This is a genomic window from Blastococcus atacamensis (assembly GCF_002938425.1).
In the GTDB taxonomy this organism is placed as follows: domain Bacteria; phylum Actinomycetota; class Actinomycetes; order Mycobacteriales; family Geodermatophilaceae; genus Blastococcus; species Blastococcus atacamensis.
On sequence record NZ_POQU01000004.1, the window covers coordinates 60,316 to 78,942 of the forward strand.

Sequence of the window (18,627 nt, forward strand, 5' to 3'; positions counted from 1 at the left end):
GTCCCGGCACACGACGGCCCCTCACCCGGCCCGTCCAGGGCGATGACCCGCACGGCAGCTGCTGCTCCTCGGCAGCTATCCCTCGGTTGCCGTCCAGCTGCTCGCACTGATCTGGGCGCTGGTCACCGGATGGGGCCTCGTGTTCCTGGGGCCGCCCGGGGCATCGGCCACCGAGGTGGGCGGGCACGACACGGCCCCCGCTGCCGGGGGCAGCGGGGGCCGTCGTCGGACCGGGGTCGATCAGCTGCGGGCGGCGGTACCGGTGTAGTCGTCCGACGCCGAGACCCAGCTCATGAGACCGCGGAGCTTGCGGCCGGTCTCCTCGATCGGGTGCGCCTCGGCGGCGGCCCGCTTGGCCGTGAAGTCGGGGGCGCCGGCGTCCTGGTCGGCGATGAAGGCCGCGGCCCACGAGCCGTCCTTGATGGCCGCCAGGACCTCGCCCATCGACTCCTTGACGCGGGCGTCGATGACCTTGGGACCGGAGGTGTAGTCGCCGTACTCCGCGGTGTCGGACACCGACCAGCGCTGCTTGGCGATACCGCCCTCGTACATGAGGTCGACGATCAGCTTCAGCTCGTGCAGGCACTCGAAGTAGGCGACCTCGGGCTGGTAGCCGGCCTCGGTGAGGGTCTCGAACCCGGCAGTGATCAGCGCGCTGGCGCCACCGCAGAGCACGGCCTGCTCGCCGAAGAGATCGGTCTCGGTCTCCTCGGCGAACGTGGTCTTGATGACGCCGGCCCGGGTGCCACCGATGGCGGCGGCGTAGGAGAGCGCGAGCTGCAGCGCCGAGCCGCTGGCGTCCTGCTCCACGGCGACGAGGCAGGGCACGCCCTTGCCGTTCTCGAACTCGCGGCGAACCAGGTGGCCGGGGCCCTTCGGCGCGACCATGGCGACGTCGACGCCGGCCGGGGGCTTGATGTAGCCGAACCGGATGTTGAAGCCGTGGCCGAAGAACAGCGCGTCGCCGTCCTGGAGGTTGGGCTCGACGGACTCGGCGTAGAGCGTCCGCTGCACGTGATCGGGCGCCAGGATCATGATCAGGTCGGCCTCGGCGGACGCCTCGGCGGGCGTGACGACCCGCAGGCCCTCGGCCTCCGCCTTGGCGCGGCTCTTCGAACCCTCCGGGAGGCCGACGCGCACGTCGACCCCGGAGTCGCGCAGCGAGAGGGCGTGTGCGTGCCCCTGGCTGCCGTAGCCCAGGACGGCGACCGTGCGCCCCTGGATGATCGAGAGGTCGGCGTCGCTGTCGTAGAAGATCTCGGCGGCCATGCGGTGGTGCACTCCTTCGATTGGTGGACCGGCCGAACGGCCGGGAGGTCGGTGCGGGTGGTTCAGGCAGTGCGCTCGACCGGGCGCAAGGTACCGGCGCCCGACATCGCCCGGGGTCCCCGGCCCAAGGCGACAGTGCCCGACTGCGCCATCTCCTTGATGCCCAGCGGCGCGAGCACCGCGAGCAGGGCCTGGAGCTTGTCCGGCGTACCGGTCGCCTCCAGCGTGACGGTGTCGGTGTTGACGTCGATCACGCGGGCCCGGAAGAGCTCGGCGGTCTGGAGCACCTGGGTGCGCTCGGCCAGCGGTGCGCGGACCTTCACCAGGAGCAGCTCGCGCTGCACGGCGGCGCCGCCGTCCAGTTCGACGATCTTGATGATCTCGATGAGCTTGTTCAGCTGCTTGGTGATCTGCTCGAGCGGCTGGCTCTCCGCGTCGACGACGATCGTCATCCGGGAGAGGTCGGGGTTCTCGGTGGGGCCGACGGCGAGCGACTCGATGTTGAAGCCGCGACGGCTGAACAGCGCCGAGACGCGGGCCAGCACACCGGACTTGTTCTCGACCAGGACCGAGAGCGTGTGGCGGGTCATCAGACCTGTCCCTCTCCGAAGACGGGCCGCAGGTCGCGCGCGGCCAGGATGGCGTCGTTGCTCGCGCCCGCGGCGACCATGGGCCACACCTGGGCGTCGGCGCCGACGGTGAAGTCGATGACGACCGGGGAGTCGTTGATGGCCATGGCCTTCTCGATGACGGCGTCCACGTCGTCCTTGGTCTCGCAGCGCAGGCCGACGCAGCCGAGCGCCTCGGCGAGCGCCACGAAGTCGGGGATGCGGACCGGCTTCGGGCTGCCGTCAGGGTGCTGAGCGTGCAGCTTGGTGTTGGAGTACCGGCCCTCGTAGAAGAGGGTCTGCCACTGGCGCACCATGCCCAGGTTCCCGTTGTTGATGACGGCGACCTTGATCGGGATGCCCTCGATGGCGCAGGTGGCGAGCTCCTGGTTGGTCATCTGGAAGCAGCCGTCGCCGTCGATGGCCCAGACCGTCGTCTCCGGGCAGCCGTACTTGGCGCCCATCGCGGCCGGCACGGCGTAGCCCATCGTGCCGAGGCCGCCGCTGTTGAGCCAGGTGCCGGGCTTCTCGTACCTGATGAACTGCGCCGCCCACATCTGGTGCTGGCCCACGCCGGAGGTGTAGATGGCATCGGGTCCGGCGATGGCGCCCAGGCGCTCGATGACGTACTGCGGGGAGAGCGCGCCGTCCTCGGGCCAGTCGTATCCGAGCGGGTAGCGCTGCCGCCAGTCGTCCAGAGAAGCCCACCATGCGGCCAGGTCGGGCGTGCGCCCGGCGGCGTGCTCGGACCGCAGCGCCTCGACGAGCTGGGCGATGGTCTCCTTGGCGTCCCCGACGATCGGCACGTCGGCCTTGCGGTTCTTGCCGATCTCGGCCGGGTCGATGTCGGCGTGGACCACCAGTGCCTCGGGCGCGAAGCTGGAGAGCTCACCGGTCACGCGGTCGTCGAAGCGGGCGCCGAGCGCCACGATGACGTCGGACTTCTGCAGCGCCGTGACCGCGGCGACCGTGCCGTGCATGCCGGGCATGCCGAGGTGCTGCGGGCTGCTGTCGGGGAAGGCGCCCCGCGCCATGAGCGTGGTGACGACCGGTGCGCCGGTGAGCTCGGCCAGCTCGGCGAGCTCCTCGGTGGCCTGCGCCTTGAGCACGCCGCCGCCGACGTAGAGGACCGGGCGGGTGGCGCGGGCGATCAGCGTCGCCGCCTCGCGCACCTGCTTGCCGTGCGGCCGGGTGGTCGGCTTGTAGCCGGGCAGGTCCAGGCGCGGGGGCCAGGAGAAGTCGGTGATGGCCTGGAGGACGTCCTTGGGGACGTCGACGAGGACCGGCCCCGGGCGCCCGGTGGAGGCGAGGTGGAACGCCTCGGCGATCCGCTGCGGGATCTCGGCGGCGTGCGTCACCAGGAAGTTGTGCTTGGTGATCGGCATCGTGATGCCACGGATGTCCGCCTCCTGGAAGGCGTCCGTTCCGATGGCGGCGCTGGGGACCTGACCGGTGATGGCGACGACCGGCACCGAGTCCATGTAGGCGTCGGCCAGGGGCGTGACCAGGTTGGTCGCACCGGGCCCGGAGGTCGCCATGCAGACGCCGACCCGGCCGGTGGCCTGCGCGTAGCCGGTGGCCGCGTGGCCGGCGCCCTGCTCGTGGCGCACCAGCACGTGCCGCACCTTCGAGTCGAACAGCGGGTCGTAGAGCGGGAGGATCGCGCCGCCGGGGATCCCGAAGACGACGTCCACGCCGACGGCCTCGAGGGAGCGGACGAGGCTCTGCGCGCCGGTGATGCCGGTGGCGGGCTGGGCGGCGCTCTCGGCGACGCTGCGGGCCGTGGTCTCGACGCCGGTCAGGGCCTCGGCAGCCTCACGGGTGGCGGTCTCGGCGCCCGGGGCCTCGGTGGGGGTGGTGGTCATCGCGCGGGTCTCCTGTGCCTTGCGGCGGGGTTCGGGCTGGTGCGACGGACAGCGTGCTCGCTGTGCGGCAGGTCACGGCCAACAAAAAACCCCCCGTGCCACGGGCACGAAGGGTCAGCGCGTCGGTCGGTGACCGGACGCGCTACGCGAGTACGAGGACGCCGCTGGTGCGGGCGTCTGCGGGCATGCTGGTGCGAGGCACATCGACACTGTGCGCCTCACGACGCCGCATCGTCAACCGTCGCGTCCCACTAGGTGGACACCGGTGTCCAGATCTGATTCGTCGGCGTCCAGCACGGCCGGATCGAAGGCGCTCAGCAGCGCGAGCAGGTCGGCGAAGGGCATCGGGCGTCCGAACAGGTACCCCTGCAGGAAGCGGCAGTCCATGTCCCGCAACTCGGCCAGCTGCTCCTCGGTCTCCACACCCTCGGCGACGACGTCCATGCCGAGCGTGCGCCCGAGCTCCACGACGCTGGCCACCAGGGCGCGCCCACGCGGACCGGCCTCGATGCCCGCGATGAACTCCTTGTCCAGCTTGAGCACGTGCACGGGCAGCCGCGCCAGGTAGGCCAGCGAGGACCAGCCCCGCCCGAAGTCGTCGAGGGCGAGCACGACGCCCATCCCCCGCAGCGTCTCGAGGTCGCTGAGCAGCGCGTCCTGCGCGTCCAGCAGGACCGATTCGGTCAGCTCCAGGACCAGTTTTCCGGGCGGGAGCGCCGCGGCGGCCAGAGCGGCGGCGACGTCGGGTGCGAGGCAACCGGCCTGCAGGTGCCGCACCGAGACGTTGACGCCCATCTGGACGTCCCAGCCGTCGGCGAGCAGCACCGCCGCGTGCCGCACCGCGACGTCGAGCACCCACCGCTGCAACGGGACGATCAGACCGTCCTCCTCCGCGAGCGGGATGAACTCGTCGGGCGGCACGGTGCCGAGCAGCGGGTGCTCCCACCGCACGAGGGCCTCGAGCCCGAGGATCCGCCGGTCGTGCACACCGACGACCGGCTGGTACAGCACCCGGAGCTGCCCCTCGGACAGGGCTGCGGGGAGGTCACGCGCCAGGCGCGCGCGCCGGCCGATCGCGGCGTCGACCGCCTCGCCGGAGGAGCGCACGCAGCGCTTGCCGGCGGCCTTCGCCGCGCGCAGTGCCAGGTCGGCCTGCCGTACGACGGCGGGGACGTCCGCGGAGCTGTCGAGCCGGGCCACCCCGATGCTCCCGGAGACCGCGAACAGCGGACCGCTGGGGCCCACCCCGGGCGTGGACGCCTGGAACGTGCGGTCGAGCGCGACCACCAGCCGCTCGGCCAGGCCCATCGCCTCGTCGGGTCCACCCGGCACGAGCAGGGCGAACTCGTCACCGCCGAGCCGCGCCACCAGGTCCTGCTCGCGCGCCCCTGCCCGGAGCTGCTCGGCGACCTGCACGAGCACTTGGTCCCCGGCGTCGTGCCCCGCGACGTCGTTCACGGCCTTGAACCCGTCGAGGTCCACCAGGAGGACGCAGCCCGGCTCCCCCGCGAGCGCCCGGCCGTGCGCCTCCTCCAGTGCGGCCATGAAGCGCGCCCGGTTCGGGAGACCGGTGAGGTAGTCGGTGAAGGCCATGCGCTCGAGCTCGCGCTGGTTGGAGCGGCGCGCGGTCACGTCACGCAGGTGGAGCACGAGGCCCTCGCGCAGCCCCGTCCCCGGAACGCCGACTCGCGCGGCGCCGGAGAGCTCCACGTCGCGCCACTCCCCGGCGCTGGTGCGCAGGCGGACCGTGGGCGGGAGCGCACCCGAGGCACCGACGTCGGCGAGGATCCTCGCGAGGACGGCGGAGTCGGCGGGGTCGACCAGGTCGGCCAGGACACGGTTGGTCAGGTCGCGCGCGGACCACCCGAGCTGCCCCCGGGCGGGGCCGGAGACCCAGCGCACGCGGCCGTCGTCGTCGAGCACGAGGGTGACGTCCTCCGCACTGGCGGCCAGGGCCCGGAAGTAGGCCTCCGCCTGTTCCATGCGGCGGGTCAGACGCCGTCCGTCGGCGGCCCAGCAGAGACCGCGCGCCGACGTCAGCAGCACGACCACGCCGACCATGACCTGCTCCAGCAGCGAGAACGTGCGCCCCGCGCCGAGCATCACGACGACGACGCCCGTGACGCCGTACGCGGTCGCCTGGCCGACGACGACGCCGAGCAGGAGCGGCCCCGGGGCGTCCTCGGACCGGCTCACCGGCGCTCCGGGGTCGCTGTCCACGGCGCGGACGGCGGCGGCGAGCATCCCCATCCAGGCGCTGGTCGTGAGCATGTGGGAGGTCTCCGCGCCCAGGACGTTGGCCATGGCGCCGGCGACGGCGACCACGGCGAAGCAGGCCATGGTGACCAGCAGCCAGGCGGCGGCCCGGCGGCGGACGCGGTCCGCGCGCGAGACGGTCATGATGCCGACGCCGCACACCAGAGCGCCGATGACGGGGTAGCCGACGACCATCAGCGCGCCCACCGGGCCGCGACTCCCGGCCACGGCGTCGCCGAGCACGAGCACTCCGATCAGGGCGACGGCCACGAGGACGATGCCGCCGTCGAGGAGCTCCCGCACGCCCAGCCGGCGTCCGGTCCGGGGCGGCATCAGGAGGAAGCAGACGGCGATGCCGAGCGGGACGGCGAGGACCTGCGGCACCTGGGCCGGGACGCTCTGCGAACCGGCCGGGTCGACCACGTAGACCAGCTCCGCGACCACGAGCAGCCCGGCGACCGCCGTCAGCGCCCGCCAGGGTCGCCGCGACCGGGGGTCCAGCCGGCGCGCGTGCCGTGCGACGACCACGGCGGCCAGCCCCGAGGCCACCGCCAGCAGCACCGGGAAGATGCGGGAGGTCCCGGCACCGAGCGAGGCACGCAGCGCCACCGCCAGCAGGGCCAGTGAGCCCAGGACGGTCAGCGCGGCGGCCGACTCACGGCGCGACCGGGGATCGCGGCCGGCGGGCACGACAGGAACGGCGACCGGCCGCCGCGGCGCGCCACGGAGAGTCGCGCGCGGGGTCATCGAGCAACCCCTCCGCGCCCGCTCGTCCGACGTCCGTCCACACCCGCATGGTCGGCAGGCACGTCCCCCCGGCGAAGCGGGGACCGCGAGGGCTCACCCCTTCGGGGGTCAGCCGCAGATGGCGCCCTGCGCCGCCGATCCGACGAGCTTGGCGTACTTGCCGAGGACCCCGGTGGTGTAGCGCGGCGGCAGCGGCTCCCAGCCGACCTTCCGCTGCGCCAGCTCGTCCTCGTCGACCAGCAGGTCGAGCGTGCGCGTGGTCAGGTCCAGCCGGATCCGGTCGCCGTCGCGCACGTAGGCGATCGGGCCACCGTCGGCGGCCTCCGGGGCGACGTGCCCGATGCACAGACCGGTCGTGCCGCCGGAGAAGCGGCCGTCGGTGAGCAGGAGGACGTCCTTGCCCAGGCCCGCGCCCTTGATCGCGCCGGTGACGGCCAGCATCTCCCGCATGCCGGGACCGCCCCGCGGCCCCTCGTAGCGGATGACGACGACGTCGCCGGCCTGCAGGGTGCCCTCGGTGACGGCGTCCATCGCGCCCTGCTCGCCGTCGAACACGCGCGCGGTGCCCTCGAAGACCTCGGTGTCGAAGCCGGCCGACTTCACGACCGCGCCCTCCGGGGAGAGCGAGCCGCGCAGGATCGACAGGCCGCCGGTCCGGTGGATCGGGTCGTTCATCGCGTGGATGATGGCGCCGTCGGGGTCCGGCGGGGCGATCTCGGCCAGGTTCTCGGCCATCGTCTTCCCGGTCACGGTCAGCACGTCGCCGTGCAGCAGCCCGGCGTCGAGCAGTGCGCGCAGCACCACCGGGACGCCACCGATGCGGTCGACGTCGGTCATGACGAAGCGGCCGAACGGCTTCACGTCGGCCAGGAGCGGCGTGCGGTCGCCGATCCGGTTGAAGTCCTCGAGCTCCAGGTCCACCTGCGCCTCGTGCGCGATCGCCATCAGGTGCAGGACGGCGTTGGTCGAGCCGCCCAGGGCCATGACGACGGTGATGGCGTTCTCGAACGCCTCCCGCGTCATGATCTGCCGCGCGGTGATGCCCTTGCGCAGCAGGTTCACGACAGCCTCGCCCGAGGCGACGGCGTAGTCGTCGCGGCGGCTGTCGGGGGCCGGCGGGGCGGCGCTGCCGGGCAGGGCCATGCCCAGGGCCTCGGCGACGCTGGCCATGGTGTTGGCGGTGTACATGCCGCCGCAGGAACCCTGACCGGGGCAGGCGGCCTTCTCGATCGCGGTCAGCTCGTCGCGGCTGATCAGCCCGCGAGCGCAGGCCCCGACGGCCTCGAAGACGTCGATGATCGTGAGGTCGCGGTCGCCGAGCTTGCCGGGCATCGTCGAGCCCGAGTAGAGGAAGACGCTGGCCAGGTCCAGGCGGGCCGCCGCCATCAGCATGCCGGGCAGCGACTTGTCGCAGCCGGCCAGCAGCACGGAGCCGTCGAGCCGTTCGGCGAACATGACCGTCTCGACCGAGTCGGCGATGACCTCGCGGGAGACCAGCGAGGCGCGCATGCCCTCGTGGCCCATGGAGATGCCGTCGGAGACCGAGATGGTGCCGAACTCCAGCGGGAAGCCACCGGCTGCGTGCACACCCTCCTTGGCCCGCTTGGCCAGCCGGTCCAGCGAGAGGTTGCAGGGGGTGATCTCGTTCCACGACGAGGCCACGCCGATCTGCGGCTTGGCGAAGTCGTCGTCCCCCAGGCCGACGGCGCGCAGCATGGCCCGGGCGGGGGCCTTGGCGTCCCCGTCGGTCACCTCGAAGCTGCGCGGCTTGAGCGGGCTGTGCGTCCCGCTGGCGGAGTCGTTGCCCGGGACGAAGTCCTCACCGATGGTCACGGGAAGGAATGCTAGGCCGGTCGGGCACCTCCACCAGGGGCGGGCTGATACTGGTACCGGTACCACCACCGGGGGAGGGTTCCGTGACCGTTACCGCCCGCCGCGAGCTGGCCGAGTTCCTCGGCTCCCGGCGTCGTCAGCTGTCCCCGGGCACGGTCGGCCTCCCGGCGGGCGGGAACCGGCGGACGCCGGGCCTGCGCCGCGAGGAGGTGGCGATGCTCGCGGGGGTGAGCCACACCTGGTACACGTGGCTCGAGCAGGGCCGCGACATCCGGCCCTCCCGGCAGGTGGTGGACGCCCTGGCCCGGACGCTGCGGCTGTCGGCGGCCGAGCACGAGTACCTGCTCCGCCTCGCCGGCCACGGGGGTGCGCCGGCGGACCGGTCGTTCGACGGGGTGCCGGCGCACCTGCAGCGGCTGATGGACGCCCTGGGTTCCTCCCCCGTCTACGCGATCACGTCGAGCTGGTCCATCGTCGGCTGGAACTCCGCGTACGAGCGCCTCTACCCGGGGGTCGCGGCCATGCCCCCGGCCGACCGGAACCTGCTGTGGGCCGTCTTCACCGACCCCGCCGTCCGCGACCTCCTGGGCGACTGGGTCACCGACAGCCGGCGCTTCCTCACCCAGTTCCGCGCCGAGGTGGGGCCGCGGCTGGCCGATCCCGAGGTGGTCGACCTGGTGGACCGGCTGCAGGCGGCCAGCCCGTCGTTCCGGGAGGGATGGGCCAGCCACGACGTCGACCGGTTCACCTCCACCGAACGGCGCTTCGAGCACCCGGTCGTCGGCACGCTGGTCCTGGAGCACCACCAGCTGACCCCCGCCGACGCCCCGGGTATCCAGCTGGTCGTCTACACCGCCGTCGACGGGACCGGGACCGCCGCGAAGCTGTCGCGGCTGGCCGGCTGAGCGGTCTGGGAGGATCGGTCGTCGTGGACGCCCCCGCCCGCCTGCGGATGAACCGCACCGCCCTGGTCCCCGTCGGCCTGCTGGCGCTGTGCGTCGTCCCGCTGGCCTTCGCCGGCCCGTGGCTGCCCGTCCTGCTGCTCGTCCCGGTGGTCGTGGCGCTCTGGGTGCTCCGCACCGGCGTGGACCTCGACGGCGAGGGCCTCACCGTGCAGGCGCTGCTCGGCCGGCGGCGCCTGCCGTGGACCGACGTCGCCGGGATCCGGGTGGCTCCGCGCGGCGAGCTGTGGCTGGTCACGAATGCGGGCTCGGAGCTGCGGCTGCCGGTCGTGCGGGCCCGGGACCTCCCGCGCCTCGCCGAGTTCTCCGACGGCCGGATCCGGCTGTCGGCTCAGTAGTCGCCGACGACGTTCCCCAGCGGCCGGCCGTCCAGCACCCGGGCGATCTGGTCGGTGACCGCGGCGGCGGCCCGTTCGTTGGTGGCCGGGACGGCGCCGCCGACGTGCGGGGTGATGAGCACCCCCGGCGCCGACCACAGCGGATGCCCCACCGGCAGCGGCTCGGGGTCGGTGACGTCGAGCGCGGCCCGCAGCCGGCCGCTGGACAGCTCCGCGAGCAGGGCGTCGGTGTCCACGACCACGCCCCGCGCCGCGTTCACCAGCAGGGCGCCGTCCTTCATGGCGCCGAGGAAGTCGGCGTCCACCATGCCGCGGGTCTCCGAGGTCACCGGGACGACGAGGACCACCACGTCGGCGTCGGGCAGCAGTTCCGGCAGGTCTGCGGTGGACCGGACGCCGTCCCGGGCGGTGCGGGCGACGTACGTCAGCCGCACGTCGAACCCGGCGAGCATCCGCCCGATCTCCCGGCCGATGTCACCGGCGCCCACGACCAGCACGTTCGCCCCCACCAGCGATCCGTGCGTGCCGAACGACCAGCGGCCCACGGCCTGCTCGCCCACGAAGAAGGGGATGCCGCGCAGGGACGCCAGCACGGCCGTGACCACCCATTCCGCCGTCGAGGGCGTGTGCGCACCCCGTGCGTTGCACAGCACCACGCCCTCGGGCAGCCGGCCGGCGAAGTTCTCGGCTCCCGCGGTCAGCAGCTGGACGACGCGCAACCGGGGCAGCGCCGCGAAGAAGTCGTGCCCCGGGAGCGCAGCACCGTTCGACCGCGGCACCCACACCTGGGCCTGCGCCGCCTCCCCGGCCGGCGGACCGTCGGCGGCGTCGACGCGGTGCGCCCGCACGCGCGGGGAGAGCGCCTCGACGGCGGCCCCGATCGCGCGGGAGGGCACGAGGACGTGCAGGGGCTCGCCGGGTTCCAGGTGCAGGTGCGCCACGCCCGGACTCTAGGCGTCGGCCCGGTTCGCGCACGTACTGTGATCCGGGTGGGACGACGGTCGCGGACGGCACGGCTGGTCGCCGCGGCGCTCGGTGTCGCGCTGCTGGCCGGCTGCGGCGACGACGGCTACGAGCCGGTCGGTCCCTTCCGCCCACTGCCCGAGGGCGCCCCGCCCGAGGTCGGCCGCCCGCCCGAGCAGCTGCCGGGGAGTCCGGCGCAGCCCGGATCGGGCGAGGAGGGCGGCGACCCCAACGTCGTCGCCTCCGGCCTGACCGTGCCCACCGGCCTGGTCCTGCTCCCCGACGGCTCGGCGATCGTGGGCGAGCGCGAGACCGGGCGGCTCCTGCAGGTCTTCCCCGACCGCTCGCCGGCCAAGGAGCTGATGACCCTGCCGGGCATCGACACCACCGGTGACGGCGGACTGCTGGGCCTCACCCTCTCCCCCACGTTCCCCGAGGACGGGCTGCTCTTCGCCTACGTCTCGACCGCGACCGACAACCGGGTGGTCCGCTTCCCGATCGGCGGCACCCCCAACCCGGTGCTGACCGGCATCCCGCGCGGCGAGGTGGGCAACGGCGGCGGCCTGATGACCGGCGCCGACGGCAGCCTCTACGTCGGCACCGGCGACGCCGGCGATCCCGCCCTGGCCGCGGATCCGGCCTCGCTGGCCGGCAAGGTGCTGCGCATCGACGTGTTCGGCCGGGCGGTGGGCGGCGCGAGCCCGGTGTTCAGCCGCGGGCACCGCGATGTCACCGCCCTGTGCCAGGACGAGGAACGCGTGTACGCGACCGACGAGTCGCGGGAGGGGCCCGACGAGCTCGAGGTCGTCACCGACCAGGGCGACGCCACCGCACCGCCGCTCGCGACGGTCCTGCCGGAGGAGGGCGGGCTCGGCGGCTGCGCCGCCGCCTTCGGCACCGTCTTCCTGGGCGCGCTCGACGGGCAGCGGGTGCACGTCCTCACCCTCGACGACGAGGGCGATCCCGTGGAGGACGCGACCGAGGAGGTCCTGGGCGGCCGCTACGGCCGGCTGCGCACCGTGGTCCTCGACACCGAGGGTGCGCTGTGGGTGACGACGTCGAACAAGGACGGCATCGGGACGCCGGCCGAGGACGACGACAAGGTGCTGCGCATCCGCCCGCCCGGCGGCCAGCCCGACTCCCCGCTATGACATTGCGATCCTCCGGATCGCACCGCGGCCAGGAACCGTCCCCCTGCTGAGCTGAGCTGCTGAGTCACGCCTGCGCGGAACCCTCCGGGCCCCACTCGGCGTGACGGCGTGGCCCGGAGGGTTCCGAAGTCAGTTGCTGACCAACCTCTCTTCCAGCATGCGCTTGACCGTGGCGGCGTCGGCCTTGCCGCGGGTGGTCTTCATGACCGCCCCCACGAGCGCGCCGATGGCCTGAACCTTGCCGCCGCGCACCTTGTCCGCGACGTCGGGGTTGCCCTCGATGGCCGCCTCGACGGCCGCGACCAGCTCGTCGGAGTCGCCCATGACCGCCAGCCCGCGCGACTCGACCACCGCCGCCGGGTCGCCCTCGCCGGCGAGCACGCCGTCGAGGGCCTGGCGGGCCAGCTGGTCGTTGACCGTGCCGGCCGCGACCAGCGCGGCCAGCTCGGCGACCTGCTTCGGCGTGACCGCCAGGTCGGTCAGCTCGACGCCGCTGTCGTTGGCACGACGGGCGAGCTCACCCAGCCACCACTTGCGGGCATCGCCGGGCGACGCACCGGCGGCGACGGTGTCGCTCACCAGGGCGAGCGCACCGGCGTTGACGATCCACGCCATCTCGGTGTCCGAGAGCCCCCACTCCTCGCGCAGGCGGACCCGGCGGGCGGCGGGCAGTTCGGGCAGCGCGGCTCGGAGAGCCTCGACCCACTCCTCGTCGGGCGCGATCGGCACCAGGTCGGGCTCGGGGAAGTACCGGTAGTCGGTGGCCTCCTCCTTGCTCCGCCCTGACGACGTGCTGCCGGAGTCCTCGTGGAAGTGCCGGGTCTCCTGCACCACGCGCTCACCGGCGTCGAGGACGGCGGCCTGGCGGCGCATCTCGAAGCGCACCGACCGCTCCACCGAGCGCAGCGAGTTCACGTTCTTCGTCTCGGTCCGGGTGCCCCAGTCGAGGCTGCCGATGGGCGCCAGCGAGGTGTTGACGTCCGACCGCAGGTTGCCCTGCTCCATCCGCACCTCGGAGACCCCCAGGGCGAGCAGGATCTCGCGGAGCTCGGTGACGTAGGCGCGGGCCACCTCCGGCGCCTTGGCGCCGGTCCCGGGGATGGGGCGGGTGACGATCTCGACCAGGGGGATCCCGGCGCGGTTGTAGTCCACCAGCGAGTGGTCCGCGCCGTGGATGCGCCCGGTCGCGCCACCGACGTGCAGGTTCTTGCCGGTGTCCTCCTCGATGTGGACCCGCTCGATCTCCACCCGGTAGGTCTCGCCGTCGAGCTCGATGTCCAGGTGCCCGGCGGTGCACAGCGGCTCGTCGTACTGGCTGGTCTGGAAGCCCTTGGGGATGTCCGGGTAGAAGTAGTTCTTCCGCGCGAACCGCGACCAGGAGGCGATCCGGCAGCCCAGGGCGAGGCCGATCCGGATCGTGGACTCGATGGCGGCCTCGTTGACCACCGGGAGCGCGCCGGGCAGACCCAGGCAGACCGGGCAGGTCTGGGTGTTGGGCTCCGCGCCGAACGTGGTCGAGCAGCCGCAGAACATCTTCGACGCGGTGCCCAGCTCGACGTGGGTCTCCAGGCCGATGACCGGCTCGTAGCGGGTCAGGACCTCGTCGAGGTCGACCAGGGTGTCGCTCATGAGGGGGCGTTCTCCTTCGGGGCGATCCCGGCCAGCAGGGCGTGCCCGCGGGCGGCGTCCTGCGCGGCCTCGAGAGCGGCGGCCACGCGGTAGCAACGGTCGTCGGCCAGCGCCGGCGCCATGATCTGGAAACCGACCGGCAGTCCCTCGGACAGGCCGCAGGGAACCGAGATCGCCGGTACGCCCGCGAGGCTGGCCGGGAGCGTGCACAGGTCGGCGGCGTACATGGCGATCGGGTCGTCGACGCGGGAGCCGATCGGCCAGGCCACGGTGGGGCTGGTCGGGCTGACCAGCACGTCGACGTCGTCCCAGGCGGTGGTGAAGTCGCGGGTGATCAGGGTCCGGACCTTCTGCGCCTGCCCGTAGTAGGCGTCGTAGTAGCCGCTGGACAGCGCGTAGGTGCCCAGGATGATCCGGCGCTTCACCTCCGGGCCGAAGCCCTGCTCGCGGGTCAGGGCCATGACCTCGTCGAGATCGCGGCTTCCGTCGTCGCCGGCCCGCAGGCCGTACCGGACGCCGTCGAAGCGGGCCAAATTGGACGACGCCTCGCTCGGGGCGATGAGGTAGTAGGCGGGCAGGGCCAGGTCGAAGGCGGGGCAGGAGATCTGCCGGACCTCCGCGCCCATGCCCTCCAGCAGCGCCACCGCCTCGGCCGCGCGCTCCAGCACACCGGGGTCGTAGCCGTCGGTGTGCCCGTCGCCGCCCAGCTCGGTGACGACGCCGACCCGGAGGCCGGCCAGGTCTCCCTCGGCACCGCGGCGGGCCGACTCGGCCAGCACCGGCACCGGCGAGTCGATGCTCGTGGAGTCCAACGGGTCGTGGCCGGCGACGGCCTCGTGCAGCAGGGCCGCGTCGAGCACCGTCCGGGTCATCGGACCGGCCTGGTCCAGGCTCGAGGAGAAGGCGATCAGCCCGTAGCGGGAGACCGAGCCGTACGTGGGCTTGTGGCCCACGAGCCCGGTGAGGGCGGCGGGCTGCCGGATGGAGCCCCCGGTGTCGGTGCCGATCGCCCACGGGGCCAGCCCCGCGGCGACGGCGGCCGAGGAGCCACCCGAGGAGCCGCCCGGGACCCGGTCGGTGTCCCACGGGTTGCGGGTGACCTTGTAGGCGGAGTTCTCGGTGGACGAGCCCATCGCGAACTCGTCCATGTTCGTCTTGCCGAGCAGCACCGTGCCGGCGGCCTTGAGCCGGGCGGCCAGGGTCGCGTCGTACGGCGGCCGCCAGCCGTCGAGGATCTTCGAGCCGCTGGTGGTGCGCACGCCCTCGGTGACGACGACGTCCTTGAGCGCCAGCGGCACGCCGGCCAGCGGGCCCAGCTCGGCGCCCTTCGCGCGGGCGGCGTCGATCGACTCGGCGGACGCGAGCGCGGCCTCGGCGTCGACGTGCAGGTAGGCGCCGATGGTGTCGTCGTCGGCGGCGATCCGGTCCAGGTAGGCGCGGGTGACCTCGACGGAGCTCAGCTCGCCGGACTGCAGCGCGCTGGAGAGGTCGGCGGCGCTGCTGCTCGTGACGTCGCTCACGCCTCCTCCCCCAGGATGCGCGGCACGCGGAACCGATCGTCCTCGGCGGCCGGGGCGCCGGCCAGGACGACGTCGCGGGGCAGGCTGGGGCGTACGACGTCGGGCCGCATGACGTTGGTCATCGGCACCGCGTGGGTGGTGGGGGTGACGTCGGTGACGTCGGCCTTGCCCACCTGGGCGACGGCGTCCAGCACGGCGGCGAGCTGACCGGCGAAGAGGTCCAGCTCCTCGTCGCTCACCGCCAGCCGGGACAGGTGCGCCAGGTGCGCCACCTCGTCGCGGGTCAGTTGGCCCTTCGGGGAGGGGGTGCTCATGCTGCGGTGGAACTCCACTTCGGCGATGCCCGGCGGCCCGCTCTCGGGCCGGGACGTGACCGGATCACTGTACGTGGGGCCCATTCGGGCCTGACCAGCGTGAGAGGCTGCCCCGGACCGCGATCGACGGAGATCGAACAAGGACCCCCTGCCCCCGGCACTGGCGCGCTCGCACCGGGGCCCTGCAGGGGGCCGACGTACGGCCCCCGGAGGAACCGTGTCCTATCTCCTGCGCCTCGTGGTGCCCGACCGTCCCGGTGCGCTCGGCGCCGTGGCCACCGCGCTCGGTGCCGCCGGCATCGACATCGTCTCCCTGGACGTCCTCGAACGCGGCAACGGCATCGCCGTGGACGACGTCGTCGTCGACCTGCCCGGGGACCGGCTGCCCGACAGCCTGATCACCGTGGTGCAGGCCGTCGAGGGGGTGCAGGTGGAGTCGCTGCGGCCCTTCGCGGGTCCGCTGGACACCCACCGCGAACTGGACCTGCTCGACGCCCTCGCCCGCGGGAACCACGCACCGACCGGTCTGCTCACCGAGGAGCTGCCGCGGGTGTTCCACAGCGGCTGGGCGGTCATCCTCGAGGGCTCCGCGCAGCCGGCCCCGCTGCCCGCGTCCGCGGTGCTCGCCGCGTCCGACGCGGCGCCCGCCTTCACCGGCCTCACCCTGCCGTGGCTGCCCCTGACGGGTCCGCGACTGCTACCCAGCGACGGATCGTGGCTTCCCGAGCGCTGGCAGGAGATGGCCCTGGAGATGATGGCCGTGCCCTACGGCAGCACCGGCGCGCTGGTGCTCGGACGCTCCGGCGGTCCCGCCTTCCGGCGCTCCGAGCTGCTGCGCCTGGCGCACCTCACCGGCATCGCGGCGACGGTGGCGCAGCTCCCGCCGGCCTGAGCCCGGCACTCTCCGGGTCCAGCAGTGTGCGCGGATGCGCAGTTGTGGCCCGGTTGATTGCGCATCCGCGCACACGGTGGCTGGAGTGGGTCAGCTGCCGTCGCCGATCGTGGCCACCTCGCGGGCGGCGTCGGGCCCGTCGTCCAGCAGCACCTGGAAGCCGTCGTCGTCGAGGATCGGCGCCTTCACCTGCACGGCCTTGTCGTACTTGCTGCCCGGGTCGGCGCCCACGACGACGAACCCGGTCTTCTTCGACACCGAGCCGGTGACCTTGCCGCCGCGCTCCTGGATGGCCGCGATCGCCTGGTCCCGGCTGTGGTCGCGCAACGAGCCGGTGACCACGACGGTGACGCCGGTGAGCGGCCCGGGCGGGGCGTCCTCCCCCGCGTCGGCCATGCGCACGCCGGCCTGCCGCCACTTCTCCACGACGTCGCGGTGCCAGTCGACGGTGAACCAGTCACGGACGGACCTGGCGATCGTCGGACCCACGCCGTCCGCCGCGGCCAGCTCCTCCTCGGTGGCGGCCATGATGCGGTCCATGGACCGGAAGTCGCGGGCCAGCGCCTGTGCGGCTGTGGGGCCGACGTGCCGGATGGACAGCGCGACGAGCACCCGCCACAGCGGGACGTCCTTGCGGGTCTGCAGGTTGGTGAGCAGCTTCGCGCCGTTGGCCGACAGCGTGCCGTTCTTCTTCGTGAAGAACGGCGAGCGCTGCAGCTGTTCCTCGTCCAGGAAGAACAGGTCGCCCTCGTCGGACAGCAGCCGGCTCTGCAGCAGCGCGATCGCCGCCTCGTAACCGAGGTTCTCGATGTCGAAGGCACCGCGGCCGGCGACGTGGAAGACCCGCTCGCGCAACTGCGCGGGGCAGGACCGGGCGTTCGGGCAGCGGATGTCGGCGTCGCCCTCCTTCTCCGGCCGCAGCTCGGTGCCGCACTCGGGGCAGTGGGTCGGGAACACGAACTCGCGCTCGGAGCCGTCGCGGGCTGCCACCACCGGCCCGAGCACCTCGGGGATGACGTCGCCGGCCTTGCGGATGACGACCGTGTCGCCGATCAGCACGCCCTTCCGCTTGACCTCGCTGGCGTTGTGCAGAGTGGCGAGCTGGACCGTGGAGCCGGCGACCTTCACCGGCTCCATGTAGGCGAAGGGGGTGACCCGCCCCGTGCGCCCGACGTTGACCCGGATGTCGTGCAGGGTCGTCGTCGCCTCCTCCGGCGGGTACTTGAACGCGATCGCCCACCGCGGCGCACGCGAGGTCGACCCCAGCCGGCGTTGGAGGGCCACCTGGTCGACCTTCACCACCACGCCGTCGATCTCGTGCTCGACGGAGTGCCGCTGCTCGCGGTAGCGCTCGATGTAGGCCCAGACGCCCTCGAGGTCGTCGACGACCTCGAAGCGGTCGCTGACCGGCAGCCCGAGGGCGCGCAGCCGCTCGTAGGCGGCCGACTGGCGCTCGGGCTCGAAGCCCGTCCGCGCCCCGAGGCCGTGCACCACCAGGCGCAGCGGGCGGGACGCGGTCACCCTGGCGTCCTTCTGCCGCAGCGAGCCGGCGGCGGCGTTGCGCGGATTGGCGAACGGCGCCTTGCCCTGCTCCACCATGCCGGCGTTGACGTCGGCGAAGCCGGCGGTCGGGAAGTAGATCTCGCCCCGCACCTCGAGCAGGTCGGGAATGTCGTCCCCGGTGAGCTCCTGCGGCACGTCCGCCATCGTGCGGACGTTGGCCGTGACGTCCTCACCCGTGGTGCCGTCGCCCCGCGTGGCGGCCCGGACGAGGCGCCCGTGCTCGTAGACGAGGTCCACGGCGACGCCGTCCACCTTCAGCTCGCACAGGTAGCTGCCGCCGGCGGCGCCGTCGCGCTCGGCGCGGGCGGCCCAGGCGGAGAGCTCGTCGCTGCTGAACGCGTTGTCCAGGCTCTGCATCCGCTCCAGGTGCTGCACCGGCGCGAACGTGGCGGTGAAGCCGCCGTTGACCTTCTGGCTGGGCGAGTCGGGCGTGACCAGGGCCGGGTGGGCGGCCTCGATCGCCTTGAGCTCGCCCATCAGCTCGTCGTACTGGCCGTCGCTGATCAGCGGCTCGTCGCGCACGTAGTACGCGAAGGCGTACCGGTCGAGCTCCTCGGAGAGGTCGCGGTGCCGGGTGCGGACGTCGTCGGGGACCTCCGTCAGGTCCTCGCGGTCCGTCGGCGCCCCGACCGGCAGCTGCTCGACGCTGACTTCCTCGACTCCGGCCTCGCTGGTCACGCCCGAACGGTATCCGGCGGGTACGACGACCAACCGACG

General features: G+C 73.4%; 14 protein-coding genes. 4 read left to right on the top strand and 10 right to left on the bottom strand.

The window, feature by feature from the left end; genetic code table 11:
• Positions 1-240 precede the first annotated feature (240 nt).
• From ilvC to ilvD, 5 genes are all read right to left on the bottom strand, one after another.
• Positions 241-1,269, bottom strand: coding sequence for a ketol-acid reductoisomerase (gene ilvC / locus C5508_RS02195; RefSeq protein ID WP_104523167.1), 1,029 nt, complete (start codon positions 1,267-1,269; stop codon positions 241-243).
• A 62-nt stretch (positions 1,270-1,331) separates the two neighbouring features.
• Positions 1,332-1,859 (bottom strand): acetolactate synthase small subunit, encoded by a 528-nt coding sequence (ilvN, locus tag C5508_RS02200; protein ID WP_104523169.1) that lies wholly within the window; start codon positions 1,857-1,859, stop codon positions 1,332-1,334.
• Positions 1,859-3,742, bottom strand: coding sequence for an acetolactate synthase large subunit (locus tag C5508_RS02205; RefSeq protein ID WP_104523171.1), 1,884 nt, complete (start codon positions 3,740-3,742; stop codon positions 1,859-1,861). Before C5508_RS02205 ends, ilvN begins: the two co-directional genes overlap by 1 nt.
• Positions 3,743-3,976: 234 nt before the next feature.
• Positions 3,977-6,688: a putative bifunctional diguanylate cyclase/phosphodiesterase gene (locus C5508_RS02210; RefSeq protein WP_198597799.1), complete on the bottom strand. Its 2,712-nt coding sequence runs from the start codon at positions 6,686-6,688 to the stop codon at positions 3,977-3,979.
• Between the two features lie 165 nt (positions 6,689-6,853).
• Complete coding sequence (gene ilvD, locus C5508_RS02215) at positions 6,854-8,578, bottom strand: dihydroxy-acid dehydratase (RefSeq protein WP_104523174.1); 1,725 nt, start codon at positions 8,576-8,578, stop codon at positions 6,854-6,856.
• An 83-nt stretch (positions 8,579-8,661) separates the two neighbouring features.
• Between ilvD and C5508_RS02220 the strand changes: the two genes are divergently transcribed.
• Together C5508_RS02220 and C5508_RS02225 are read left to right on the top strand one after the other, a co-directional pair.
• Positions 8,662-9,483 carry a helix-turn-helix transcriptional regulator gene (locus C5508_RS02220; protein WP_232796859.1) on the top strand — a complete coding sequence of 274 codons (822 nt, stop codon included), beginning with the start codon at positions 8,662-8,664 and terminating at the stop codon, positions 9,481-9,483.
• Between the two features lie 23 nt (positions 9,484-9,506).
• On the top strand, positions 9,507-9,878 hold the full coding sequence (locus tag C5508_RS02225) for a PH domain-containing protein (RefSeq protein WP_232796860.1): 372 nt from the start codon (positions 9,507-9,509) through the stop codon (positions 9,876-9,878).
• Here the strand turns inward: C5508_RS02225 and C5508_RS02230 are convergent.
• The gene (locus C5508_RS02230) at positions 9,872-10,819 is read right to left on the bottom strand and encodes a 2-hydroxyacid dehydrogenase (protein ID WP_198597800.1); all 948 of its coding nucleotides are present in this window, start codon (positions 10,817-10,819) and stop codon (positions 9,872-9,874) included. The two genes, C5508_RS02225 and C5508_RS02230, sit on opposite strands and share 7 nt — an antisense overlap.
• A gap of 48 nt (positions 10,820-10,867) precedes the next feature.
• Here C5508_RS02230 and C5508_RS02235 point away from each other — a divergent pair, with 48 nt between their 5' ends.
• Positions 10,868-11,992 (top strand): PQQ-dependent sugar dehydrogenase, encoded by a 1,125-nt coding sequence (locus C5508_RS02235; RefSeq protein ID WP_198597801.1) that lies wholly within the window; start codon positions 10,868-10,870, stop codon positions 11,990-11,992.
• Between the two features lie 129 nt (positions 11,993-12,121).
• On the opposite strand, the gene gatB is transcribed toward C5508_RS02235, so the two are convergent.
• The 3 genes from gatB to gatC are packed head-to-tail and all read right to left on the bottom strand — an operon-like array spanning position 12,122 to position 15,455.
• Positions 12,122-13,621 carry an Asp-tRNA(Asn)/Glu-tRNA(Gln) amidotransferase subunit GatB gene (gatB, locus tag C5508_RS02240; RefSeq protein ID WP_104523178.1) on the bottom strand — a complete coding sequence of 500 codons (1,500 nt, stop codon included), beginning with the start codon at positions 13,619-13,621 and terminating at the stop codon, positions 12,122-12,124.
• Positions 13,618-15,141 (bottom strand): Asp-tRNA(Asn)/Glu-tRNA(Gln) amidotransferase subunit GatA, encoded by a 1,524-nt coding sequence (gatA, locus tag C5508_RS02245; RefSeq protein ID WP_104523180.1) that lies wholly within the window; start codon positions 15,139-15,141, stop codon positions 13,618-13,620. Before gatA ends, gatB begins: the two co-directional genes overlap by 4 nt.
• Positions 15,138-15,455, bottom strand: coding sequence for an Asp-tRNA(Asn)/Glu-tRNA(Gln) amidotransferase subunit GatC (gene gatC / locus C5508_RS02250; protein WP_104523228.1), 318 nt, complete (start codon positions 15,453-15,455; stop codon positions 15,138-15,140). Before gatC ends, gatA begins: the two co-directional genes overlap by 4 nt.
• A gap of 217 nt (positions 15,456-15,672) precedes the next feature.
• Here gatC and C5508_RS02255 point away from each other — a divergent pair, with 217 nt between their 5' ends.
• Positions 15,673-16,347 (top strand): ACT domain-containing protein, encoded by a 675-nt coding sequence (locus C5508_RS02255; protein WP_104523182.1) that lies wholly within the window; start codon positions 15,673-15,675, stop codon positions 16,345-16,347.
• Positions 16,348-16,437: 90 nt separating this feature from the next.
• Here C5508_RS02255 and ligA read toward each other — a convergent pair whose 3' ends face one another.
• Entirely contained in the window at positions 16,438-18,588 is a 2,151-nt protein-coding gene (gene ligA / locus C5508_RS02260; protein WP_104523184.1) for an NAD-dependent DNA ligase LigA, read from the bottom strand.
• Between the last annotated feature and the right edge of the window lie 39 nt (positions 18,589-18,627).

Bases quoted from the DNA above. Each gene is read 5' to 3' on its own strand.
- ilvC (WP_104523167.1), bottom strand. From the start codon at position 1,269: ATGGCCGCCGAGATCTTCTACGACAGCGACGCCGACCTCTCGATCATC.
- gatB (WP_104523178.1), bottom strand. From the start codon at position 13,621: ATGAGCGACACCCTGGTCGACCTCGACGAGGTCCTGACCCGCTACGAG.
- C5508_RS02205 (WP_104523171.1), bottom strand. From the start codon at position 3,742: ATGACCACCACCCCCACCGAGGCCCCGGGCGCCGAGACCGCCACCCGT.
- gatC (WP_104523228.1), bottom strand. From the start codon at position 15,455: ATGAGCACCCCCTCCCCGAAGGGCCAACTGACCCGCGACGAGGTGGCG.
- ilvN (WP_104523169.1), bottom strand. From the start codon at position 1,859: ATGACCCGCCACACGCTCTCGGTCCTGGTCGAGAACAAGTCCGGTGTG.